Genomic DNA, 24438 nt, shown 5'->3' with positions numbered 1-24438 from the left:
AATTAAAAACGCCTGAAATTTTTGCTCTGTCTAGGTTTGAGCGATTTTTCCCCTCTATTTAGCGACAACTCTAATGTGGACACTTTTTTGTTCCCTATTTCCGTACTCTATTATAAATCACTACTTCTACAGAACTACCGTTTTTTAATTGTATTTTCGACTTTCACAGATTAACATACTTAAATGCAGAACTGCAGGCAATGAAAGTCTGGTTAAACGAGGGCTGTAAATGATTTTTCTCTGACTGCTTCTATGACTAGAGGCAGTTCTTTTTCGCAGGTAGTAAAGCTTTTTTCCTCATCACGCAAAAACCGCAATCTAATATTTGATGGTAGAGAATTTGGGAATTTTTCAATTGTTTGCATAGACTGAAAAATTGTTGCTTTGGGTAGTAGTGTACAAGTAGTGACATTCCGTTCAAAAGTCAACTAGGGATTAGGGAGAGTATTCTTTTGAAACATAGAATGTGGAAACTTTTCTGTTCCCTATTTCCATACTCCATTATAAATCAATACTTCTACAGAACTACCGTTTTTTAATTGTATTTTCGACTTTTACAGACTAACATACTTAAATGCAGAACTACAGGCAATGCGAGTCCGGTTAGCTGCCACACTCCACAACTCCAAAGCCACATTCTCCAGACTTTGCCCATCAGCTTGAAGCATCCGCGAAATCATACTAATTTTTCCAAAAGTCCAAAATAATCCTGCTTCCAGCAAATAAGGCTCATTAGTTTCGGCGTGTACCCGAAAGTCATACAAAGAATAATCGCGACATCCCAATGCAATATGAGCTGTTTTAGCTGCATTCGCTAGTTTCTCAAATAACTCTGGGGTCACATTCGCCGGACAAATTGGCTTTGCTATAGGTTTCTCTGGTTGCTTTCCAGGGGTTCCGTCAGATTGGAGATCGTACTTATCATGTATAGTTCTAATAGGATGTTCTTTGCTAACTAAATACTCTATCATCGGTGGGACCCACAACTTACCCGCACTCTCAACCACGCCCACACGCAGTTCTCTGCCAGGAATATAATCTTCAACCAACAATAGATCGTCTAATTCAAACCCCCTATCCAAAGCTGCTTCTATCTGAGATTCATCCCACACCAATGTCACCCCTAAAGAGTTGTCTTCCGAGGTCGGTTTCACCACAAAGGGAGGCTTCATTGTTAAAGTATCTCCTCGCCTTAGTTGCTGCGCCTTAGCTACTTGTACTCCAGATGCTGACACAACGCTGCGTGTCTGAGCTTTGTTAGTTGCTAGTGAGGTAGAATGGCATGGTGACCCCACTACGGGTATACCCAGTAAGTCCTCAAAAAATGCTCGGAAACTGGTCATACCAGGAAAGCAAAACATGTGGGGAACTACAACATCAATTTGAGGCAGTCGCGGAATCATGTCCTGAAGTGACATTTTGTCTGACAATGAATCTAAAGACGTTCCCAACTGCCAAAAACCATCAGGATGTACCACTGCATAATAACTGCTAACACCGACTGGTTGGACTACTTCTTTGGCATAGAGTATTGATAGGTTGTAGTAGAAGTTGGAAACACGGGAACCTGCCAGGTGCAATACCCGCAATGTAGGCATTGTGTCTATTGTGTCTGGGGACGACTGTTGATTTTGATTAATTATTTCTGATTTCATCACTAATTCATTGTTCACGACTTACGCAAATTCTTAGACAATACGCTATCCATAGAGGGCGAATGCCATTCGCCCCTACTAGATCGGTTTTGCGTAAGTCCAGTTGTTTATGGTTTGACTATAGCAGGGAATAGTTAAGGTTGAAAACCCCTAAAATCTTAATTTTGACTTTTGACTTTTAACTTTTCACTACCTCTGAGTTGAGAGAAGACCTACTAGAGATTGCCAAATACATTCCCAATAAAATTATTAAGAAGCTTACCAAAGTCGATAGGTTAAGATTTTCCGAGAAAATTACCCAACCTTCGATCGCACTAATAGCAGGAATAAATAATGCAACTAAGCTAGTAAACCCAGCAGATAATTTTTTCAAACAATAAGCCCAAAGTCCTATACCTAGCATTTGACTGACAAGAGCTTGAGCAATGACTGGAAGCCAACCAGTTAAGGAGCTGGGAAAAAGTTGATTCTCTGTAATTAGAACTACAGGTAAGAGCAATAAAGCACTGGTTGTTGAAGACCAAGTCATAATTGTAACTGGATTGAAGTGAGTGCGAAGTTTCTGAACGATGAGTGGGTGTATACCAAAAAATATTGCTGAGAGTAATGCTGCTAAATCTCCTAATAGTTGTTCGCTAATTTTGAATGAGAAAAGGTCATTTATATCTAACAAGGCAGAACCACAGATCGCCACAAACATACCCAGTATAAATCGGCGATCGAAGGTCTGACTCAAAGCTAACCATGCTCCTAAGACAGTAAAGATAGGCACTAAATTATGCATAATGCTAGAGTGAGCAATGCTTGTCTGAGTTAAAGACCAAGACCAGAAGATCAAACCAATAGATAAAAGAACCCCATCTGCTATCAGTAGCTTGACTGCTTTCGCTAGATGGGGTTCTTTTGGTTCAATTTGAGTTTCATTTTTTCGTTTTCGGCGACGTACAGTTAGTAATTGGCTCAGTAACCCAAAGGTTATAGCTGCAATCCAAAAACGATTAAATATTGTAGCATTTGGACCAAGTTCATATTCGCTTAAACGGATAAAAATTGGTGTTAAAGATAAACAAACCAAGCTACCAAATAATGCAGCTAAGGAGTCTATCGGTAATAGTGATAAATGGTTGAATTGTAATACTTTAGCTTGAGCGTTCATCTTTTTCCCGATTTATAAAATTGACAAAGTAGTAGTATGGTTAGGACTTACGCAACACAACGTATTTCCGTCATTGCGACCGATAGGGAAGCAATCTCAAATCCCAGTTTTTCGTACCTTATGCGTAAGTCCTGATGATTTTATTCTTTACTCAAATTTTTAGGCTTAATCAGAAAATTAGCAATACCATAAACAAAAAAGCCTGCTGCCATACCGGGAAAGACTTCATAAGTAGCACTTGATAGGTTAAGTCCTAACTTCCAGATAATAGAAACAATTATACCAATAATCATCATTGTTATTGCCACTGGCACACTTACAGGTTTTTGCCATACCCGCAATACCAATAATGGACCTAAACCGCAAGCTAAAACTGACCATGAGAAAATTACCAAAGCAAATACACTATTGTCTCCTACTAGAGCGATCGCTAATACAATAGCGGTAACAACCAGGGTAGCAATTTTAGCCTTTCTATAAGACTGACCTGCACTAGGAACTAAATCTTGACTAGGAACTAAGTCTTGACTTAGTGCAGCAGAACATGATAATATTTGTGAGTCTGCTGTCGAAATCGCTGCTGAAAATAGTCCTGCTAACATCAATCCTACCAAAACTGCTGGCAATAATTCTATAGATAAATTCGGTAATGCTAACTCTGGGTCGCCAGATGTCATTAAGTCAGGTAACAAAACTCTTGCAGTTAATCCTATACCAAAAGCTGTAGCAGAATTCATTTGACCGCAGACAAATTTTATGTTACGAGCTAAGGCTATATTATCTGCGGAGTCAATTGCCATTCCTCTGACTAATATATGAGGTTGACCGACAGCACCAAACCCTGCCACCACCCATCCTAAAAAGTAAGGAAAAAATCCCCAAGCTAAATTAGCAGGTATCCAATTTGTTAGGGTAGGGTCAATAGCATTGAGCTTGACCCAAAGTTCTCCAAAGCCTCCACAAGCAATTAAACTTACTATAAACAAAACCCATAAAGATCCTATCATTAAAACTGCCTGCACAGAGTCAGTCCAGATAGAAGCACGGATACCTCCTGAAAAACAGTAGGCAACCACAATTACAGCTCCAATAATAATCCCTAGTTGATAGTTCCAACCAAATATAGCATTCAGTCCTTTACTTGCTGCTACCAGTTGAGCGGAGGCATAAGTACCGAGAAATGCTATGATAATTAATGCTGAAATAACTGTAATCAAGCGCCCTTGATTTTTTTGCCCCTGATTTTCTTGACCTAAGAATGAGGAAACTGTATCTGAGTCTGTTTGCTGAGAAACTAACCTTAACTTTTTGAATATTAACCACCAAGCAATATAGTCTCCTATTGCCCAAGCAACGGGTATCCAAATAGAAGAAAATCCCACTTTGTAAGTAAAACCAATCACACCAATAAATAGATACCCACTCTGACCTGTTGCCATCGCTGATAGTGCTGTCAACCAGGGATTGACATTTCTACTGGCGAGTAAGTAATCTGTTGTCGTGTTTTGTTTTTGGGTTGCAGAGTAAATACCTACTACTGTAAATGACAGTAAAAAGGCAATAAATGTTATCGCAATCCAAATTTGTTTTTCCATGATTAGGTTAACCGCTGGGTGGAACTCAAAAGTCAAGATATGATCTCGTTGAAAAATCAAAAACCTTATACCGTTTCACGGAAGTTAAAAGTCAAAAGTCATAAAGTAAGATTTTATAGACTCGAAACTTTGATGCCACAGTAATTTCAGCAAATTATTTCACACCTAAAGTTTGAACTATTTGTGACATCTTTAAAGTGAATTGGTATTACTAAACCGAAAGTATTTTTCCTTCTCCACAAATGAATTTAGGGGTTTATATCCGGTTAATTTTTTGGATCGGGTAGTAGGTTGTTGCTTGGAGTATTTTGAAACAAGCTTTATTTTACCATCAAACCAAAACTAATTTTTGGAAAAATTTAGATTACATTTTTGGGTAATTAATCTAATTTTAAACCACAAATAACTTTCCTTTAATCTAACATTAACCAGGTTTTCCTGGGCAAGTATTTTTACTAATTTTTTCTTGAGTTTTTGCGGGCTAATTTACTAGCGATCGCTCTCTGATTTCTGATTTTTTTAACTGTTTATAGCGGTTTTCAGGTAGGTAAACCACAGGGTAAAGATAACACCCTCGTAGGAAGGTTCGATGGAAACTCCCTACTGTAGTCTACTAATTATGAAAACGGCTTTAATCAATTAAGAACTAAGATTAACTAATATGTTTTTTTCCTCATACTTTGTTTTTCTCAATTTGTCAATAGTGTTTCTAAACTGAAGCTACAAAGCTGATAATACTTAGATACTTACCTTTAATCTCCTCCTAATTCTACCAGTTTTCCAATATTAAAATCAATTCTTACCCAACCTTTAAATTTGCGTAAATTATTGAGTAGTAATAAGAAAATTTGCCAATGGTGAACCATCAAAAATGGTAAGGGGTCATTGACTTGAAAAATACTATCTGTTCCTTGATTAATTCTTTTAATCCAAGCTTTGAATTGCTCTAATGACCTAATACCTATCAGTCTCCATAATTCATGGTAAGTCCAATAAGTAGGTTTACTATTTGGCAGTGGTAATATTGGAGTTTCATTTTCACTTTGACTATCTTTTAAATAAGCATCTGCTACCCCTGGATGGTCGTGAAAAGTTGTAATTGCTGAGTGAGTTCTGGGGTTACATTCTATGGGAAAAACTCGACCATCTTCTGTCTGAATAAAATCAAAGGAAATTTGCCCAGTAATATTTAATTCTCTGACAAATTTTTCTACCCAATCATAAATTTGAGGATTATTAACATGGTCATAATTGACTTGAAATTCTGATGATTCGCAACAGCAATACAGTCTAATTTTCCCTTTTCTGACAGTGCTATGGGTACAATATTCTTTGCCTTTAACAAATTCCTGCATAATCCAGGGTTTTTCTTGACTAATAGGCAAACTATTGACAAATTTTTCCATTGCTGGCTGAGAATCTATCGGCAATTTTGTCATATCTAAACGACGGACTGAGTCGTAGGGAATGCTTTTAAGAATATATTTGCTCCCATCAGCAGTAAAGTCAAAATTAAGAATTTGTTCTGGGTCTGTAATTAAAAATGATTTAGGTACAGATAAACCAAAACTTTTAGCTTTTTCGATAAATGTAAACTTATTATCTAACATTTGAGTAATCTCAGCATCAAAGTGCAAGACTTCACAATGTTCAGATAAAAGTGGTTTTGCTAAAGATTCATAATAGCTTCCTGCCGGACTAGAGACTGGAATAAATACATCTATATTTTCTTTTTTGACAATCTCTAATAATCCCTGACAATAACCATCCCAATCTTTTTGGGGATTGGGTACGGTATAGAAACCTGCAACGGCGTTAGAAAATCTATTTCCTGATAACCAATATTTATTTGTTTCTAATAAAAAAGCTTTGTGACCTGCTGCATGAAATGAACGGGCAAGTTGCAAAGATTTTGTCATTTTTGCACCGGTGATTAAGATATTTTTCGGATTTTCTGCTACTACTTTTTTTGGAAATGGTTTAGCGATAAAATTCCACAATAGTGACGGTATTACCTTCAATAAATTGAATGGTAAAAAAATTAATAGTAAGGCAAGAGTGCCGAGATTTTGGAAGAGTGCATAAGCACGTCCTTGAACAAATAATATTACTGCCATGTTATTAAATTAAGAAAGAATGTATAGCGCTACACGCAAGTCAAAAGTCAGTATGGGCGAATTGCCATTCGCCCATACAAAAGTTAAAAGTAATCTCACAAAAGAGTTTTCGGTGCCCAAATGCTCCACCAAGGAGACTTATACCATGTTCCCCCTCCGGGGGAGCTACGAATTGCCGATGATTAGTTATAATAAAATGTTTGTTTGTAGTTTTGCTCTAGCCCTTTAAATACTTGTCTTAGAGCTCTTGCCCAACTACGAGCCTAATTATAACTGTTCTACCGAACATGATATTACCAATGTCCGCATAAGAAAAAAGCAAGAAAGTGTTAATGTTTTGAGAGGATAAATTTAACTTAAGACCCTGGTTTAATACCATTTTATGGAAGTTAAAAGTCAAAAGTTATTCACTAATATTTTATAGGCTCAGAACTTTAAACCTACAGTAATTTCAGGAAATTATTTCACATCTAAAGTTTGAAACTATTTGTGACATCTTTACAGCGAATTCGTCTAAGTATTAGTTTTTCTTTAGAGGGTTATTCTTTTCATCGACTAGAATAACTTGGGGACGATGTAGAAGTGCTTCTTCTGGGGTCATTTGTGCATAAGCAATAACTATTATCTCGTCACCGACGTTATTCATCCGGGCGGCGGGACCGTTGAGACAAACGATACGACTGCCGTTCTACTGAACTTATCCAAACTTACCTAACCTGTGGTTAGGCTTTGGAGACGAGCTTCCTGCTTCATTGAGAACCACCGACCGCAGTCTGTAACCTTATTCTCTCGACAGGCTTAAAATCGGCGGGAACTCCACCTACTTATTTAAGTATAACATAAGCTTTGCCATTTACCAGTAAAAAATTTGAAAAAGCGATCGTTTGCGGAGCATGAGTAGGATGGGATGGCGATATCCCCCGCTCTGAAAGATCCGCTCCGCTTTTCATGTCGGCGACAGCCTTTCGCTACGCGACATATAAAGCGTTTGCGGAGCATTCCGTTAGGAAAGCTTTGCGCCAGCAAAACGCCATATCCAATCGACCAAGAGAAAAGTAGGTTTGAGGATATTTAGGTAAGATTTCAGCTTCTGTTTTTACTCCTCATAGTATAATTGTGCTTCGGTTACTGTGAGTCGATGCAGTTTGCTCTTAAAAATTGTTAGTAGCATTTGGTAATAGTTATTTATATTCGGTATAGCGCTACGCGCTAGGGAATAGGGAATAGGGAATAGGGAATAGTGAACTGTTAAAGGGTTTCAGGATTTAGAAATGTCCTAACCTTAATGCGTAGCGCTATAATATTTATGATGTTACCGAATATTGAGGAAGTTATACCGCTACAGGTCAGGCAAACGGCAAAAGACATCTTAAGCTTCTACCAATTTCCTAGCAGTTAACAATATCTTCCTCAAATCATAACTACTTTCGCCTAATAATAGTTACCCCATCTCGTAAAGGGAGTAAAACTTGTTCTACTCTGGGGTCTTTTGCCACAAAACTATTAAATTGAGCGATCGCTTCTCCATTAGGAGTACGTTTTTCTGGTGGGAGATAAGGTTCCCCTTGCAATAAGGTATTATCAATACAAATAAATCCATTTGCTGCTAATAAATTTGTATCCAAGAGCAATTTAAAATATTCTATATACTCTTTTTTATCAGCATCAATAAATACCAAATCAAAAGTTTCTCCTGCATCTGCCAACTTCCTCATGGTTTCTAAAGCTGGTGCAACTTCCACTGATATTTTACTTCCATCTGGAGATTTGTCAAAACAAGCTCTGGCAAAGTCAGCTACATATTGATCCACTTCACAGGCAACCATCCGCCCATCTTCTGGCAACGCTTCTGCCATTGCCAACGCTGAATACCCAGTAAACATTCCTATTTCCAGGATACGTTTCGCTCCAGTCATATAGACAAACATTTTTAAAGTTTGCCCCTCAATATGCCCAGATAACATTTCCTGTTCTAGCTGACGTACAGTCTCACTATTGGAAAATCTTAAATTCCAGGGTTCTTGGCTAGTCTTTTCTGCTAATGCTGCCAAAGCGGTTGATTCTTGAGTAGTATTTTCCTCTATATAGGGGTCAATACCTGCTCCTAATTGATAAGCTTGTTTAATAGCCTCAGCTAGTTCCGATGATATTTCTGTAGTTTCTGCCATCTTGACAATTGTTTCAAGTTGTTCTACTAAAATACCTAATGGTGTAACTGGTCTGGCGGTTTCTGTTTTCACAACGGTTGTCATTTCAGTTATCAGTTATCAGTTATCAGTACCTCTTAACTAAATTAGGAGGCTAGGAAAATCTAAAATTTCCTTTTTTATCCCCTTGTAGAGCTACAGCTCTTGGCTGCGCCAAGGGGAGACTATTGACCTTATTTCTTGGTCATATTTTTATTCCATTACTACTTAAATAACAGTAGTAGCGTGTCTAGCTTGAAAATTAAAATGTGCGTAAGTTTCATAAATTAAGACCTCTCCCCCAACTCCTCTCCTGCAAGGAAAGGGGCTTCTCATGCTCCCCCTTCCCTACTAGGGAAGGGGGTTGGGGGGTTAGGTTTCTTTACCCACAATTTTAGTCTAGAGGAGCTAGTAGGGTGGGCAAATATTGAGTTATCTATGACTAATCAAAAATTGTCTGATATTTGCCCACCATAAACATTTGTTTCTGAAGGGAGCACAGAAGAATGTATTGTTTTCTCTACTCCATACCAAAGACTCTGTTTCTTCTACTCCAGACCTAGGTCGCTTAAATACATTTCTTCTCCTTTACCTTCACCAGGTAAAGAAGCACAAAAATTCTTATGTTCCTCAACAGCAGATGTTAATAAGTCTGGAGGTACTTCACCAGCAAAAGCACAAGAACCAATTCCTGCAGGTAGAGGTGCCCACAACCCACTACTACCGCGCTTGCGGCGCATATTTTTTTGACCTTTAAGCATTAATTCTGTGTCTTCGATAATAGGATGGTAAACAGACAAACCTATAGAAGTACACAATGCAACTATGCGATCGCGGTCATCTTTCTTGATCCAACCCATCTCTAATGCTAAAGTAGCTCCAAATGCCATACCAATACCTACAGCATGACCGTGCATCAGTTTTGCTGCTGGTTCAAAACGAGGACTCCAGGTGTGACCATAAGCGTGAGGTCTGTCTTGATAAGTCTCGAACATATTTGTTCCTTCATGCTTCATGTAGGAATACAAAGCACGATAAATCACCTCATCAGCTATTTTTTCCAATTCCTCATCTGCATCAATATTAGCAAAATGAGTATCCACTAAACGCTTACCGTATTTTTCCATCAATTCAAATAATACTGGATCGTCGGTAACTGCCATTTTAATGATTTCTGCCATCCCGTTGCGAATATGACCTTTTGCCAAAGTACGGAACAAAGTACGGTCTACAATAGTTAGCACAGGAGGGTGGTAAGCACCAATACTATTCTTAAATAGATTACCATTTGTACAGGTACGAGGAGATGGTCCAGCATCAATAGCTGCAACAATTGAACTTCCAATCATCACATAAGGTGTCCGTCGGTGCTGCAAACTACAAGCTAAACCAGCAACATCGCTTAGTACACCACCTCCAATTATCAAAACAGGTTCGTTACGGGATACATCACAACCATCTTTACCCAAGAATGCCAATATTTTATGGACTGTCTCTGGAGTTTTGTCTGACTCCCAAGCACGACACACAAGAACTTCGAGAGGAATCTCATTCTGCTTAAAATAATTTTGCAGTTGTTCTCCGTAGAGTTCATCTACTGTCTTATCGACCACTGCTATACACCGACCACGTTTTTTGTAGACTTCAGCTAAAACAGGGTTAGATGGGTCTAAAACTCCCGTAACTAATCTTACTTCTGACTGGAGGGTAAATGTTGCATTAATCTGGAATGAGCGACCATCCTCTACTGCTCTAATTTCTCCACGACCATCATACCACTCTGAGGTGCGATATTTTTCTGCATGATCGCGCCGAATACTGGGGTCAAATGTGAAGTCTGCTTTGTTAACTTCTTCAATGACTGATACAGGAGTTGATATTGCGTTACTCATGATTGTATTTAGGTAATTGTTTGCTTTGAAGTGTTGTCTGTGTTCTCGCAAAAGAAATCTTTGCGCTTACACTTGAAGTCAGTGTCGCAACTTAACTTAACACCTTATTGCTAAGGTTAAGGCAACCCAAAGGGTTAGTCATTTCTTTGAAGTAGTTTCTAGGAAGTATTCAATTATAGGCTAAATTATTTTTATTGCTATTGTATACCTGAGTAGTGCTATCAGATTCCAAACATTGATAGCTTATCACATTTTTCTTGATTTTTGTCAGGAAGCAATTATTTTTAGAGGGAATATTTTCTGATTTCTGCAAAGATTAACATTATATCAGTATTTTTGTCAGGAAGCAATTATTTTTAGAGGGAATATTTTCTGATTTCTGCAAAGATTAACATTATATCAGTTTTATCCACAGCAAACTTGACAATTTTCCTAAGATAGAAAATTGCACAATGCAATCGCTTTTTTGTTCACACTCAAACTTACTTGAGTTTCCTAGATTAGGTTACCAAAACTGAACTGATGCCGTTATTGGTTTTCACTTATTTTTCTAGTTCTCCAAACTTCTATAGTGGAAAGTTGCTCTTCTTTTTTCTCGTCTAGCTTCCACTTTAGATTACAACCGTGATTCACGTTTTGATCTGGATTTAACGGTTCCTTGGTAGTTATGGTGTTTAGCATAGTTGTCAAATCCTTTATTAATGACTAAATAACTTACTTGGGAGTTTTAATTGTACCAACGTGAATTTTTTGGCATGAGCATTCTTAGTTAGTTTCTAGAGACTTCGCTATTGCTTATGGTGAAAGGCAGACTAAACAAGCAGTATAAAGTCCTTACCTGATGGAGGCTGTCGGAACTTCTTGCCTATTTTCAGAGGTGCTACGCTTTTAAGATCCTGTAGCAAAACAAGTTTAGCTGGCAATAGTCAAGTCATGGACTTGAAATCTTGATTTTTAGTCTTGTCTGTTAGTTTAACCCTAATTCTAGATCATTTTACTTAACATTAAGTTAATCTTTGTTAAGATTTAGCAATTATATATAACTTTGATTAATTTTTTATATAAATATTATCTCGATCTGATATAATCAAGCTTCTGGTTAATTATCATCATTGAAATATTATTATATACTTCTCCAACTTTGACATTAGATGTGTTTGATAACCTCCAATTAACCTTAGATATTTTGAGAGTAAATTATATGAGTATAAAAGGTCATAATTAGAATTAATTTTTGTTAGAGCAATAGCTGAATTAAATGGAGGGAAATTAACTATTAAGTCGGTAGAAAAAGTTAAAAGTAAAATAAATCTAGGAAGTAAATTTTCGCAAACATAGACTGAATTATGACTTGCTTTTCCTGACTCATGCTAATTGAAAATTAACTTTATTTATAACCATAAAATCAGGTCTCAAGTCTCCCCTTTAAAGAGGATAAAAAGCGGTCGTTTAGCTAGCGCACAACTATGTTTTTCATGTCGCTCCGCGTTAACGCGCGTTGTGCGAAGCAAAACGGCTATAGCCGACTTGAATTGCGGAGCTTGGAGTAGGATAGGATGGCGAGGTTTCGCTCTGAATGCAGAGCCGCTCCGAAGTGGGCCATATCCAATCGACTAAGAGAAAAGAAAATTCCGTATTTCAAGGCTACCTATTCCAGGAGGTATAGCACTACGCAAATAGGGCGCGGACATTTCTAAATCCTGAAACCTTTTGGTAGTCAACTGTTCCCAGTTAAGTGTTCCCTATTCCCGATTCAAGTAGCGCTATACTGCTAACTATTTTGCTGCGCGACATATTTGCGGAGCATTCTGTAAAGAAAAAGCATAGTTCTGACCTAGGAGGTTTTTCATATGGGTAACAAACTGTTAACGAAGTTACTCTGGTAGGAGGCTAAAAGTGTAATATTATGTCCGGATAATTAGTGACGAAAAAAGCTATCCTTTGCCTTCAAAAGCATATCTTCCTATTGTCTCTCCTCCCCTGTCTGGTACTCCCCTATTATTTTAATAACATCATATAAGTTGATATTTATGTATACAGCATTCTCATATTAATGAGATATAGTATTCTTTCTTTTCCCTTTGCCTAAAATTCAAAACTTGTGTATTTTGCCAATTTGAGAAAAGCAATATAATTGCAACTGATTCTGATAGTATAAGAGGTTGTAATATCATGTCCTGATAAGAGCGTGATAAAAACACTTCTTTCTCCTGATACATTCTTTTCTCCTGACTCCTGAGTTCTGTCTCCTGAGGACTCCCTAATTATTTATAACTGTTCATCCGGATATGATATAAGTTATAGCTCTGACTCAATAACAGTCATTACTATATATTGCCAAGAATAGCTTTTGATGAAAATATGGCGAATCAAGAATATCTAGCTTTACTTAATCGTGGTGTAATTGTATGGAATGAATGGAGACATAAAAATCTACATTTACAACCAGATTTTACTGATGCTAACTTGAGAGGTTTTAATCTAGAAGGTGTTAATTTTCAAGGGGTAAATTTAACAGGGGCTAATCTATCTTTAGCTCAATTGATTAATGCTAATTGTAGAGATGCTAATTTGACTTCAGCTCAACTCATTAATGCTAATCTAACTGCTATTAATCTTCAGGGTGCTAATTTAATAAATGCTAATTTTATTTCTGCCGATCTAAGAAATGCTAACTTAATTGAAGCTGATTTAGTTAATGCTAATTTAATTGGCACTGATTTACAAAATTCTAATTGTAGATATGTTGATGCAACTTCAGCTAACCTGAGTAGAAGCAACTTAGCCAACGCAGATTTAATAGAAGCCAACTTCAGTTATGCTAATTTTAGCCATGCTAATCTTTATGATACTGAATTAATTGGGGCATATTTTTACAAGACTAATTTAGACAAAGCAAATCTGATTAAAGCTCATCTGAGTGGGATTTATTTATCAAATGCTTCTTTAAGAGAAGCAAACCTTTATAGAGCAGATTTGAGATTTGCTGAACTCAAAAAAGTTGATTTGCAAGATGCAAATTTGCAGGAAACTTATTGCCGAGGTATTAACCTCAGTCAAGCTATTTTAATTAGAGCAGATTTGAGGGGAGCAAATTTAAGAGGAGCAGATTTAAGAAGAACTAATCTTACTGATGCTTTGATTGATAATATTAACCTTGTAGATGCTAATCTTCAGAAAACAATTATGCCTGATAGCAAAGTTAATTACAATTATTAACTTTATTAGTATTATTCACTAGGACCTTCTAGTATTTCTTGTACCTCAGTATTAGTTTTACCTAAAATTCTGGCTATGGGTGCTACTAAATTTTCCTCTACTGCTTTACCAGCATAAATATCCTTAAGTTGTTCAGGAGAGACTTTGTGAATATCACAGAATTTAATAAATTCATGGCCACTAACCTGTAGTTGTTCTTGCCTTTCCCGTAGTAGGAGAGCGATCGCTCTTGGTCCATATTTAGGTCGTTCTGCTAGAGCTATATATTTCTGCATTAAGTCATTGACTCTACTTCTTTTACCTCCTACCCGTCGCAGCAAATCTAGACAAGCTAACCTTAGAGCTTTGCGTAGTCTTTCCTGCTCATTCATAACTTCGAGCATTTCCTCAGCATATTCGGGTTTACAAATGCCCACTAATTCTCCATCATTTAAAATTGGTACATAGAAACCCATTCCACATTCCCAAGGTAATTCTTCTTTAGTAGTCATGTCTAAGCCTCCCGCTTTTCTTTAACTTGCTAGAATTAGAATAGTTTACTATATTAATATTTGCTAATATCTATTTTATAAAAAAAACGAGAACTCTGTCCTCGCTTTTTGATTCCGTATTGTTAGTCTAGATGAATAATTCCCATACCATAAAATAAAGCTAATGTCAACTATACTGACATAGGAGTAGAACTAGATGCTGCCAACTCCTGCAAACGCTCCTGTTGGTCTTGGGTAATGCAAGCTTGAACCACATTTTCTATATCTCCTTCTAGAAGAGGTGCAAGAGAAAAGTTCTGATTCAAACGATGATCTGTCGCCCGATTATCCTTATAATTATAAGTACGAATTTTTTCAGAACGGGAACCAGTACCTACTTGCGATCGCCTCATAGAACTTACTTCTGCTTGTTGCTCCTGGAGCTTAATCTCATAAAGTTTAGCTCGCAAAATTTGCATTGCCCGTTCTCTGTTTTGTAGTTGACTCCGCTCCTGGGTACAAAAAATTCTAATTCCCGTAGGCTTATGAAACAAATCTACAGCAGTTTCAACCTTGTTCACATTTTGTCCACCAGCTCCACCAGAACGAGCAGTTGACAATTCAATATCTTTCTGGTCTATTTCAACTTCTACATCATCCACTTCTGGCATAATGGCCACTGTTGCCGTTGAAGTATGTACCCTGCCACCTGCTTCTGTCACTGGAACTCTTTGCACCCGGTGAACTCCTGCTTCAAACTTCAGCTTACTATAAACCTGCTCCCCTTTAATTTCTAAAATTGCCTCTTTAAAACCACCCATATCTGCTAAAGACTCACTCAGCAAACTTACTTTCCAATTTTGAGTCTCTGAGTAGCGGGAGTACATTCTGACCAGATCCCCTGCCCAAATACTAGCTTCATCTCCTCCAGTACCAGCTCTAATCTCCAACATTATATTCTTGTCATCGTTGGGGTCTCGTGGCAATAGAGCAATTTTCATCTGAGTTTCCAGAGATTCTAGTTTAGCTTCCAACTCCTCCACTTCCAACTTAGCCATCTCTTGCATTTCTAGGTCACCAGCAGCTTCTTTCAATATTTCCTTAGCATCAGTTAATTCTTCCTGAGCATTTTTCCACTCTTGATAAGTATTTACCACTTCTTCCAGAGAAGAGCGTGCTTTAGCTATTTTTTGGAACTCGCTAGGGTCTTTAGCAATATCTGGATCGGCCAAACGTAGAGTCAACTCATTATAGGTTTGCTCTACAGATTTTAATTTATCTAATAAATATGTTTCAGCCATTGTCAGTTGTCCTTTGTCTAAATATTAGTGTTTTATTTGTAAGAGATTTTATTTGATATCTTGATGTTAATTGTTGCCTGTAATATTTAACAGACAACTAATTAAGGACAATTGACATTCTAGCTACTTCTTTTTACCTTTTTTAGATTTAGATTTAGATTTAGCAGATGGCTTAGTAGATTTAGAACCACTATCATCTTGTTTACTATATTTACGCATAAATCTTTCAACTCTTCCTTCAGTATCAATAATTTTCTGAGTACCTGTAAAGAAGGGATGATTTCCCGACCAAACATCAACATGAATTTCGGGTTGTGTAGAACCAATTGTCATTACAACTTCACCATTGCAATAAACTTTAGCTTCTGGATACCATTCAGGATGAATACCAGTTTTAGGCATTTTCTTTACTCTACTTAATTACAAATATTTTCTTTTCTCTTTGCTGTATTAACTTAACTCTACTAAGTTGCTAAACTTGATATGGCGTAGAATTTAATTAATCAACAGGTTAGATTCTAATAATTTACAGTTATTTTTATTGTATCAAATTCTTTACCAATTATTACAGAATTCAGTAGTAATAATTGGCAAATTAACTTTTAGATATCTCCGATAATTCACCTGAAACTACTATAAAAAGGTTGTTAAATCTTAATTTCCGAAGAGGTCTAATATAGTCACAGTCAGAATTTAACTTCTGACTTCTGACTTCTGACTTCTTCCATATCACCGTTTGGAGTATTGAGATGCTTTACGAGCCTTGCGTAAACCATACTTTTTCCGTTCCTTAGCACGGGGATCGCGAGTCAAATATCCTTCCATCTTCAGAGGTTTGCGATTTTCTGGGTCTAACTGACACAAAGCCCTAGCCACACCTAATCTAATGGACTCAGCTTGTCCTGTTAGTCCACCTCCTGTTGCTTTAACTAGAATGTCATATTCATTTTCCAAACCTAAAGTTTCTAGAGGAGCTTTTGCAGATGATAAGTAATTATAATTATATTGCAGGTAAAGTTCACCTTCTTTACCATTAATAATCAATTTGCCTGTACCTGGAACTAAACGTACTGATGCGACCGAAGACTTACGACGGCCAGTACCCCAGTACATAGCACGGCCACTTTCTGTTGCTTCCATTATGCTTGTCCTCCTGGAATAGTTTGAATACTTAATGTTTCAGGCTTTTGAGCTTCGTGAGGGTGGTTTGGCCCTGGATAAACCTTGAGTTTAGAATGAAGTTTTCTGCCCAGAGAATTTTTTGGTAGCATTCCGTAAACTGCCTCCTCAATAATTCGTTGAGGCAAACGAGCTTGCAACTTAGAAAAAACTTCTGTTTTCATACCACCTGGTCTTCCAGAATGGCGACGATAAAGTTTCTGACTACTTTTCTTACCAGTTACAGTTACTTTTTCAGCATTAACAACAATTACAAAGTCTCCTGTATCCAGATGAGGAGTATAAGTAGGCTTATTTTTACCCCTAATAATCATGGCAATAGCAGTTGCCAATCTCCCTAGACGCTGACCTTCAGCATCAATAACATACCATTTTTTGCCTTCCACATCCTGTGGTGGCAAGTAAGTTTTATTCATAGTTTTCTTAGTTAGTTATTGTGTTTGAATTGTTTATATTTGTCTTGACAAAGTACAAACGAAAAGCTGATATTTTCATAGGAAATATGGTTTTCATAATTTCTCAAAAAAGATATGAATGCTGACCGCTTATACCTGAATGCTTAACATTGATTGATAATTTAAGAACGTAAATGAAATAAGACCGGAAATTTCTGGTTTATACCCGGCAGACCTCTTGAGCCTAATTAATTTTATCCGGCTTTATTTTGTTCTCATTCCTTACCTATTCAATTAATAAAGGAGAAATTTAGGCATATTATCATACCAAACTTCTTGAGGAAAAGGAAATTCTGGATAACCAACCCGCAATAAACAAAGACCACTAGCTGGAGCTGAATGCTTCACAACCTCCCTTCTTTGATTAACCCAAATATCTGTAAAACTTTGCAGAGATAGGTCTTTTTGACCCACTTGAATCAGCAACCCTACTAATAATCGCATCATTCCGTACAGAAACCCACTTGCTTGAACCTCTATATGAATAAATGAACCCTCCCTTTGACAATTTACATCTTGCACATCTACCCAAGAATGGGGACGAGAAGAGCCAGCTCTTTGAAAAGCAGCCAAATGATGACGGCCAACTAAAGGATTCAAAGCTGCTTGAATCAATACTGGGTCTAAAGATGCTTGATAGTAATGCCAAACAAAAGGCATCAGAAACAAATTAGGCCGTTTATCTGTATAGATAGTGTAGCGATAACGCCGCCAAATCGCGGTAAACCTTGAATGCCAAGTAGATTCTACTCTAGCCGAGCCTCTAATCAAGATATCATTAGTTAATCGTGAATTGAGAATAGTAGCCCATTTCTGAGCAGGAATTGGGCCTGAAACATCAAAATGAGCTACTTGAGCCGCTGCATGAACTCCCGCATCTGTTCTACCCGCCCCATGTAAAGTCACAGGTTTGTTAATCACAGAAGAGATAGTATTTTCAATCTCTTCTTGTACGGTTCGTTGATTTGGCTGTCTTTGCCAGCCATGAAAATTAGTGCCTTGATATTGAATTACAAGAGCAACACGCTGAACTAAAGTTTGGTTATTAGCCATGGGAGATTTGCAGTTTCAAAAGCTTAAAAGTCAATATTTATTAACATCAATTTTTGACTTTTATCTAGTAAAATACTAACTTTTTATAATTAATTTCCCACTGCTTTTTAGCATCAACCTTAAATCAGTTCAATAATTGCCATTTCTGCATTATCTCCACGACGGCTAACAGTTCTCAAAACACGAGTATAACCTCCATTGCGAGAACCATATCTTTCTTGTGCGCCCTCAAATAAAGAGTGAACTAGCTGTTTGTCAAAAATATAGCCTAGAGCACGTCGGCGTGCTGCCAACGAGCCATCCTTAGCCAAGGAAATCATTCTTTCGGCTTCTGACTGTACAGCTTTAGCACGGGTTTTTGTGGTAGTAATTCGACCATGACGAATTAATTCAGTGGTAAGCGATCTTAACAGAGCGCGACGCTGATCTGTTGGCTTACCTAACTTGGGAACACGACGAGTATGACGCATAACTAATTTGATTATTTAGAATATTTTAGCTGGTGTTTAGGATTAGTTTTTCTCCTACTTTTACTAGCAGTTTAACAAACTTAATTCTTCACATTTGAAAGTAATAGCTTTTACGATTATTGCAGTTTTATTCTCCTTTTTTGATTGATTTTTTTTCGTAGAAAAAAACTGATTAAAACCAGTTTTTTTGTCTCTAAGTTGCTTTAGCTACTTTTTCTTGGGGTAGAGTTATTCCCAAGCGTTTTTGTAAAGCTTCTATCACTTCTTCAGCAGATTTTTGACCAAAGTTTTTGATTTCTAACAAATCTTCTTGACTATAATCAAGTAGGTCTGCAACTGAGTTAATTTGAGCTCTTTTTAGACAGTTATAAGCCCGAACCGATAGTTGTAATTCCTCTATAGGAATCTGACTTGTTGGGTCTGTTGGTTCTCCTGATGGAGCATCTGCCATATTGGTGATATCTTTAAGTGGTTCAAACAAACCCATTAAGATACTAGCAGCATGACTCAAGGCATCTTGAGGTGTATAACTGCCATTAGTCCAAATATCCATAATTAGCCTGTCTTGTTGTAAAGAACCACCTATAAGGGCATCCTCAACGGTATAGTTAACTTTACGAACTGGCATAAAAATGGCATCTATTTGCAGAAAATCTAGAGCACTTACATCATCACGAGTACGATCTACTGCTCTATAACCAGTTCCTTTTTCAATTCTAAACTCCAGCTCCAGAATTGCTCCTGGGGAGAGAGTAGCGATATATTGACTGCGATCAATTACTTCAACCTCCGAAGGTACATCAAATCTATCGGCAGTTACTGTTGCAGGTCCTTCAATCCGCAACCTACCAATTTGTGGTTGGTTGGAATGACTTTTGAGAACAACCTCTTTCATGTTCAGCAGGATTTCTAGAACATCTTCTCTTACCCCCTTGATTGTGGCAAATTCATGATTAACTCCAGCTATCCTCACTGATGTAACGGCTGTTCCTTCTAAGTTAGATAGCAAAACCCGCCTCAGTGCATTTCCGACTGTTGTACCTTGACCACGAGCTAGTGGTTCTATAATAAACTTTCCGTACTGACTTCGATCTTTGTCAGTTCGGGACTCTACACACTCATAATGAAACTGTGCCACGGAGTGACCTCCCTTTTCCATTGAACCCCAGAGTTAATAATTTGATTAGACTCTACGCCGTTTTGGTGGACGGCAACCATTGTGAGGAATTGGGGTAATATCTCGAATCAAAGTTATTTCTAGACCCGCCCCCTGTAAAGCCCTAATTGCGGTTTCTCTTCCTGCTCCTGGACCACTTACCATTACTTGAACCTGACGCATTCCTTGATCGTTGGCTCGGCGTGCTGCGCTTTCTGCTGCTGTCTGTGCAGCAAAGGGAGTTCCTTTTTTCGCCCCTTTGAAACCACTGGAACCTGCTGATGCCCAAGAAATTACTTCCCCATTTAGGTCAGCAATAGTTACAATTGTATTATTGAAGGTAGACTGGATGTAAGCTACCCCATTGGGCACATTCTTTTTTTGCTTTTTTGGACCTGTTTTTTTACCTGGTTGTCGTGCCATATCTCTCTGTATGAGTGGGATATCAAGTTAATAATGTACTTTTATAACAACAAGTAGACTAAGTTCTAATCTCATAAGATTTTTTTTTCAGTATTCTCAAACCTATATTTGTTAGAGCCTTAATGATTAGAAATACTTTTATTGGTGTTAAATCAAACAATTTGCTAGTTATTAAATGTTCAATATTATAGTTTTAATACTAGCAGCAGCACCTCACAGTTAGAGTCAACTTGTTGATTTGATAATTCTTGTCTCGATTTAGATTTTGTTCGACCCTCAATATAGAACCATGATTCTAAAATTTCTACCAAAGCTAAAATAGCTAATATTTTAGTTTTCCCCCTTGTGAATTTTTCTTACCTAAATCTATAAAATTAACTAGGAAGAAATTTTTATCTGCTGAATAATAGCTATAAATAGACAAGAATAATTGACTTTTCAAGTTAGAATTTCATTCAATTAACGTATTGTCAATCTGAGTGAGTTATATCAGCATAATTAATGTCAATTATTCATAATCTTTGCTAATTCGCCTGCGCTGATAGTATAAGTATTTGTAATTAAGTAAGCTATATACAATTGAGACATAAGTATAATCCAATCAAATAACACTCATTATTAAAGGTGTGACTCAATTTTCCTCAGCCTTTGTTTAATTAGAATTAGATAGAACACTACTAATGATGCTAATCTTTTCTTACCAATAGCTTCCCAAAATATACATACATATACAAGCAAACTTCTACTTCTTGGCAGCTGCTTTCTTCTTACCAGCTACAGTTCGGCGTACACCTCTACGAGTTCTTGCGTTGGTGCGAGTGCGCTGTCCTCTAACTGGCAAACCCATTCTATGTCGGCGACCTCGATAAGTACCAATGTCCATCAACCGTTTGATGCTCATGGCTTCAAATCTTCTGAGGTCTCCTTCGATCTGATAGTTATTTTGGACTACAGAACGAAGTGCTGCTACATCCGCATCACTTAAATCTTTGACCCGAATATCAGGATTTACACCTGTTTCAGCTAAAATGTCTTGGGACCGAGATAGTCCTATTCCATATATATATGTCAGACCAATTTCTATACGCTTATCGCGTGGGAGGTCTACCCCAGCAATTCGTGCCACTTTACTTTTTCTCCCTCAGCTTTAGATAGAATTTACATCAGGTTGATGAGTATGCACTACTATACTCTAATCTCTGTGTCCAAGTATGTCTAACCTTGACGTTGTTTATGTTTTGGGTTAACACATATCACCATTACTCGTCCTCGACGACGAATAACACGACACTTTTCACAAATTTTTTTGACAGATGCTCTAACTTTCATGCCTTTTTTGGCAACACTACAAATTTAATATTATATCATCTAGATATATTTTTAGCAACTAAACCAACCCTGGAGAAATTTGACAAAAATTTAAGTAGGTTTGATATTTTCTACTTTTTCCGAAGTCGATAGGTGATTCGGCCTTTTGTCAAATCGTAGGGTGTTAACTCTACTTTGACTCGATCGCCTGGTAGAATTTTGATGTAATTGCGACGGATTTTACCGGAAATATGGGCTAGTACATTAAACCCATTATCCAAATCTACCCTGAACATAGCATTAGGTAGGGATTCCGTCACTGTTCCCTCCATTTCTATGAGATCTTGTTTAGCCAACTTTTAAGAACCTCAACCCTGCAAGTAACCAATTTAGTTTGGGATTACCCTGATTATTTTAGGTGATTCCCTTAACATATCTTATCAAAAATTTTTAATTTTTAGAGGTTATTTAGCATTAGGGATAATATCTCTGCAAATATTTAGCTGGCATTAAGTAGCTTCAAATCTAATTTGAGGTATGATAAAGTATTATTTTTATACCTTTAAAATCTGATTCCAAGTTACTTCAGGTTAATTTATCAACCGCTTGTTTCAGAGAATTAGTCACAACATCAATAGAATGATTTCCATCTACAGTAATTAACTGTTGACGTGCTTGATAAAACTCAATCAAAGGTTGTGTTTGTTGATAATAAACTTGTAAACGATTCTTAATAGTTTCTTCGTTATCATCTTGACGACCCCTTGATAACAAACGAGCTACTAAAATATCATCTGGCACTTGTAAATTAATGACTTGAAAAGAATTGCTAATTTTAGCTTCTTCTCCTTCAGTCTCATTTTCATTTGTACTTATAGACAAAAGTTTTTTGACAAACTCCTCTGCCTGAGTTACAGTCCGGGGAAAGCCATCTAGAATCCAACCATTCTGAGCATCAGGGTTTTCGAGTCTTTTTTGAACCATATCAAGGATGAGTTGGTCGGGGACTAAATCTCCTTTATCCATATATTCTTTGGCTTGAATACCCAAAGGAGATTCTTGTGCTACATTAGTGCGCAAAATATCACCCGTAGAAATATGAGGAACTTGGTACAAGTCTGCTATTAGAGATGCTTGTGTTCCTTTTCCTGCTCCTGGTGGACCCAAAAATACCAGTTTTACCACTATTGCTTCACCATTCCTTCGTATCTTTGGGATATCACATAAGTTTGAATTTGTTTAGCTGTATCTATAGCTACACCTACTAGAATTAATAGAGAAGTAGCTCCTAATCCTCTAAATGTAGGTACACGGGTTGCACTTTCTACCGCAGTAGGAACTATTGCTACTAAACCCAGGAAAATAGCTCCAAGGAAAGTCAAGCGATTCAAAACTTTCTCTATATACTCGCTAGTAGTTTTACCAGGGCGAATACCTGGAATACTTGCTCCCATTTTCTTCAGATTCTGCGACATATCAATTGGGTTCATGATTAGGGAAGCGTAGAAATAACTGAAGAATAAGATCAAAACAAAGTAAAATAAAGCGTACAGCCAAGGTGTGGGACCACTAGGACTTATAGCAGTAGCAATCTGAGATATAATAGGACTATTGGCAAACTGAGCTAAGGATACAGGTAATATCAAAACTGCTGAGGCAAAGATAATTGGCATTACCCCGCCTTGATTCAATCGTAAAGGTAGATAGCTTTTTGTTTCCCTATATAACTTTCTACCTACTTGACGACGAGCTGACAGTATTGGTATCCTGCGACTTCCCTCTTGTACAAATACAATACCTACAATCATCACCAGGAACACCAGCAGCAAAATAATTGCCCGACCAACGATCGCCCGGTCTCCTCCTTCAAACAATTTAATTGTGTCCCCTAATGATTGAGGCAGTACAGCAACAATGTTCACAAAAATAAGTAAGGATGCGCCATTTCCAATACCTCTTTCTGTGATTAATTCTGATATCCACATCACAAACATTGAACCTGCGGTGATTGCCAAAATAGTTTTAGCAATAAATAGAGGTCCTGGATTAATTGCTACAGTTACCAGTTGGCCATTAATATTTACGGATGAGCTATTAAGATATATTGCTAAACCAAAGCTTTGTAAAACCGACCAACCCAATGCTACATAGCGAGTAATTTGAGAAATCTTTCGACGTCCTGCCTCGCCTTCATTTTTCTGCAAATTTTCTAAAGTGGGAAGGGCTGCGGTCATCAATTGAATAATAATTGATGCGTTAATATAGGGTATGATTCCTAATGCAAAAATACCTAGTGCCGAAAAACCACCACCAGAAAAAAGGTCTAGAAATCCAGTTAAAGCCTGATCTCCAATCCTTGCTTCAAAAGCATCTCTATTTATTCCTGGTACTGGTAAGTAAACACCTAGGCGGACTAACAGAAGTAAACCTATTGTCACTAGCAGTCGTCCTCGTAACCCCGCTGCTTGGGCCATCTGCAAGAATGTTTCTTGAGCAGTTGGTGACTTCTCTCTACTAATGTCCATATCTATTTAAGATTTGATTTTTTATATTTTTGATTTTAGCAAAGTTGGGCAAAATCCTCCGCGTCCAGATATTTTAGTTATTTTGTTGTCAACCGCTACCTTGGGGGAACCCCTATGGGGAACGCGGAAATCAAAAGTACGATCCCATTGATAAATCAAGGAACTTGCCAGACAGAAGATCAATCCGGGAACTTGTATTCAGTTGATTTTTTTGGGTCACTAAGAAAATTTTTTTGCAGACTGTCGCTATAACCGTTAACTTTTGACTTGAGTCCACC

Annotated in this window: 24 protein-coding genes; 1 reads left to right on the top strand and 23 read right to left on the bottom strand. The window is 37.4% G+C overall.

All coding sequences use genetic code 11. From position 1 onward, the window contains the following. Nucleotides 1-212 precede the first annotated feature (212 nt). The 9 genes from ACP6PM_RS31175 to ACP6PM_RS31135 form a co-directional block, all read right to left on the bottom strand. Nucleotides 213-365 (bottom strand): hypothetical protein, encoded by a 153-nt coding sequence (locus tag ACP6PM_RS31175; RefSeq protein WP_426590746.1) that lies wholly within the window; start codon nt 363-365, stop codon nt 213-215. A 189-nt stretch (nt 366-554) separates the two neighbouring features. Then, nucleotides 555-1673 carry a D-alanine--D-alanine ligase family protein gene (locus ACP6PM_RS31170; RefSeq protein ID WP_426590745.1) on the bottom strand — a complete coding sequence of 373 codons (1119 nt, stop codon included), beginning with the start codon at nt 1671-1673 and terminating at the stop codon, nt 555-557. Nucleotides 1674-1833: 160 nt separating this feature from the next. After that, nucleotides 1834-2811: a DMT family transporter gene (locus ACP6PM_RS31165; protein WP_426590744.1), complete on the bottom strand. Its 978-nt coding sequence runs from the start codon at nt 2809-2811 to the stop codon at nt 1834-1836. Nucleotides 2812-2951: 140 nt separating this feature from the next. After that, entirely contained in the window at nt 2952-4406 is a 1455-nt protein-coding gene (locus ACP6PM_RS31160) for a sodium/proline symporter (RefSeq protein WP_426590743.1), read from the bottom strand. Nucleotides 4407-5158: 752 nt separating this feature from the next. Then, nucleotides 5159-6523 (bottom strand): ATP-grasp domain-containing protein, encoded by a 1365-nt coding sequence (locus ACP6PM_RS31155; RefSeq protein WP_426590742.1) that lies wholly within the window; start codon nt 6521-6523, stop codon nt 5159-5161. A 520-nt stretch (nt 6524-7043) separates the two neighbouring features. Then, nucleotides 7044-7199 (bottom strand): aspartate 1-decarboxylase, encoded by a 156-nt coding sequence (locus tag ACP6PM_RS31150; protein ID WP_426590758.1) that lies wholly within the window; start codon nt 7197-7199, stop codon nt 7044-7046. A 745-nt stretch (nt 7200-7944) separates the two neighbouring features. Continuing rightward, nucleotides 7945-8775 carry an O-methyltransferase gene (locus ACP6PM_RS31145; protein ID WP_426590741.1) on the bottom strand — a complete coding sequence of 277 codons (831 nt, stop codon included), beginning with the start codon at nt 8773-8775 and terminating at the stop codon, nt 7945-7947. A 482-nt stretch (nt 8776-9257) separates the two neighbouring features. Beyond that, nucleotides 9258-10601 carry a sedoheptulose 7-phosphate cyclase gene (locus ACP6PM_RS31140; RefSeq protein WP_426590740.1) on the bottom strand — a complete coding sequence of 448 codons (1344 nt, stop codon included), beginning with the start codon at nt 10599-10601 and terminating at the stop codon, nt 9258-9260. Nucleotides 10602-11129: 528 nt separating this feature from the next. Further along, on the bottom strand, nt 11130-11282 hold the full coding sequence (locus ACP6PM_RS31135) for a hypothetical protein (RefSeq protein WP_426590739.1): 153 nt from the start codon (nt 11280-11282) through the stop codon (nt 11130-11132). Nucleotides 11283-12962: 1680 nt separating this feature from the next. On the opposite strand from ACP6PM_RS31135, the gene ACP6PM_RS31130 reads away from it, so the two are divergent. Beyond that, complete coding sequence (locus ACP6PM_RS31130) at nt 12963-13820, top strand: pentapeptide repeat-containing protein (RefSeq protein ID WP_426590738.1); 858 nt, start codon at nt 12963-12965, stop codon at nt 13818-13820. A gap of 11 nt (nt 13821-13831) precedes the next feature. Here the strand turns inward: ACP6PM_RS31130 and ACP6PM_RS31125 are convergent, their stop codons facing one another. The 14 genes from ACP6PM_RS31125 to secY form a co-directional block, all read right to left on the bottom strand. After that, the gene (locus tag ACP6PM_RS31125; protein ID WP_426542599.1) at nt 13832-14311 is read right to left on the bottom strand and encodes a hypothetical protein; all 480 of its coding nucleotides are present in this window, start codon (nt 14309-14311) and stop codon (nt 13832-13834) included. Between the two features lie 170 nt (nt 14312-14481). Further along, nucleotides 14482-15591, bottom strand: a complete 1110-nt coding sequence (gene prfA, locus ACP6PM_RS31120) for a peptide chain release factor 1 (RefSeq protein ID WP_426590737.1) — start codon at nt 15589-15591, stop codon at nt 14482-14484. Between the two features lie 123 nt (nt 15592-15714). Beyond that, on the bottom strand, nt 15715-15993 hold the full coding sequence (gene rpmE, locus ACP6PM_RS31115; protein WP_426590736.1) for a 50S ribosomal protein L31: 279 nt from the start codon (nt 15991-15993) through the stop codon (nt 15715-15717). Nucleotides 15994-16320: 327 nt separating this feature from the next. Continuing rightward, nucleotides 16321-16731, bottom strand: coding sequence for a 30S ribosomal protein S9 (gene rpsI / locus ACP6PM_RS31110; protein WP_426590735.1), 411 nt, complete (start codon nt 16729-16731; stop codon nt 16321-16323). Beyond that, the gene (gene rplM / locus ACP6PM_RS31105) at nt 16731-17186 is read right to left on the bottom strand and encodes a 50S ribosomal protein L13 (protein ID WP_426590734.1); all 456 of its coding nucleotides are present in this window, start codon (nt 17184-17186) and stop codon (nt 16731-16733) included. The genes rpsI and rplM overlap by 1 nt, the downstream gene beginning before the upstream one ends. Nucleotides 17187-17459: 273 nt before the next feature. Further along, nucleotides 17460-18278, bottom strand: coding sequence for a tRNA pseudouridine(38-40) synthase TruA (truA, locus tag ACP6PM_RS31100; protein WP_426590733.1), 819 nt, complete (start codon nt 18276-18278; stop codon nt 17460-17462). 119 nt (nt 18279-18397) lie between these two features. Then, the gene (gene rplQ, locus ACP6PM_RS31095; protein ID WP_293093681.1) at nt 18398-18748 is read right to left on the bottom strand and encodes a 50S ribosomal protein L17; all 351 of its coding nucleotides are present in this window, start codon (nt 18746-18748) and stop codon (nt 18398-18400) included. 193 nt (nt 18749-18941) lie between these two features. Beyond that, nucleotides 18942-19886, bottom strand: coding sequence for a DNA-directed RNA polymerase subunit alpha (locus ACP6PM_RS31090; RefSeq protein ID WP_426590732.1), 945 nt, complete (start codon nt 19884-19886; stop codon nt 18942-18944). Between the two features lie 45 nt (nt 19887-19931). Beyond that, nucleotides 19932-20327, bottom strand: a complete 396-nt coding sequence (gene rpsK, locus ACP6PM_RS31085) for a 30S ribosomal protein S11 (RefSeq protein WP_094675128.1) — start codon at nt 20325-20327, stop codon at nt 19932-19934. 742 nt (nt 20328-21069) lie between these two features. Beyond that, complete coding sequence (gene rpsM / locus ACP6PM_RS31080) at nt 21070-21453, bottom strand: 30S ribosomal protein S13 (RefSeq protein WP_426542613.1); 384 nt, start codon at nt 21451-21453, stop codon at nt 21070-21072. 89 nt (nt 21454-21542) lie between these two features. Next, nucleotides 21543-21656: a 50S ribosomal protein L36 gene (rpmJ, locus tag ACP6PM_RS31075; RefSeq protein WP_011612502.1), complete on the bottom strand. Its 114-nt coding sequence runs from the start codon at nt 21654-21656 to the stop codon at nt 21543-21545. A 110-nt stretch (nt 21657-21766) separates the two neighbouring features. Continuing rightward, entirely contained in the window at nt 21767-21991 is a 225-nt protein-coding gene (infA, locus tag ACP6PM_RS31070; protein ID WP_008191178.1) for a translation initiation factor IF-1, read from the bottom strand. A gap of 229 nt (nt 21992-22220) precedes the next feature. Next, entirely contained in the window at nt 22221-22820 is a 600-nt protein-coding gene (locus ACP6PM_RS31065; RefSeq protein ID WP_426590731.1) for an adenylate kinase, read from the bottom strand. After that, a complete protein-coding gene (gene secY / locus ACP6PM_RS31060) occupies nt 22820-24160 on the bottom strand; it encodes a preprotein translocase subunit SecY (RefSeq protein WP_426590730.1) in 1341 nt (446 codons plus the stop codon). The genes ACP6PM_RS31065 and secY overlap by 1 nt, the downstream gene beginning before the upstream one ends. Nucleotides 24161-24438: the final 278 nt, after the last annotated feature.

Source organism: Dapis brunnea BLCC-M229 (assembly GCF_050015995.1).
Taxonomy (GTDB): Bacteria; Cyanobacteriota; Cyanobacteriia; order Cyanobacteriales; family Microcoleaceae; genus Trichodesmium.
The sequence above is the reverse complement of the archived record's forward strand: the minus strand, read 5'-3'. Positions and strand labels throughout refer to the sequence as shown.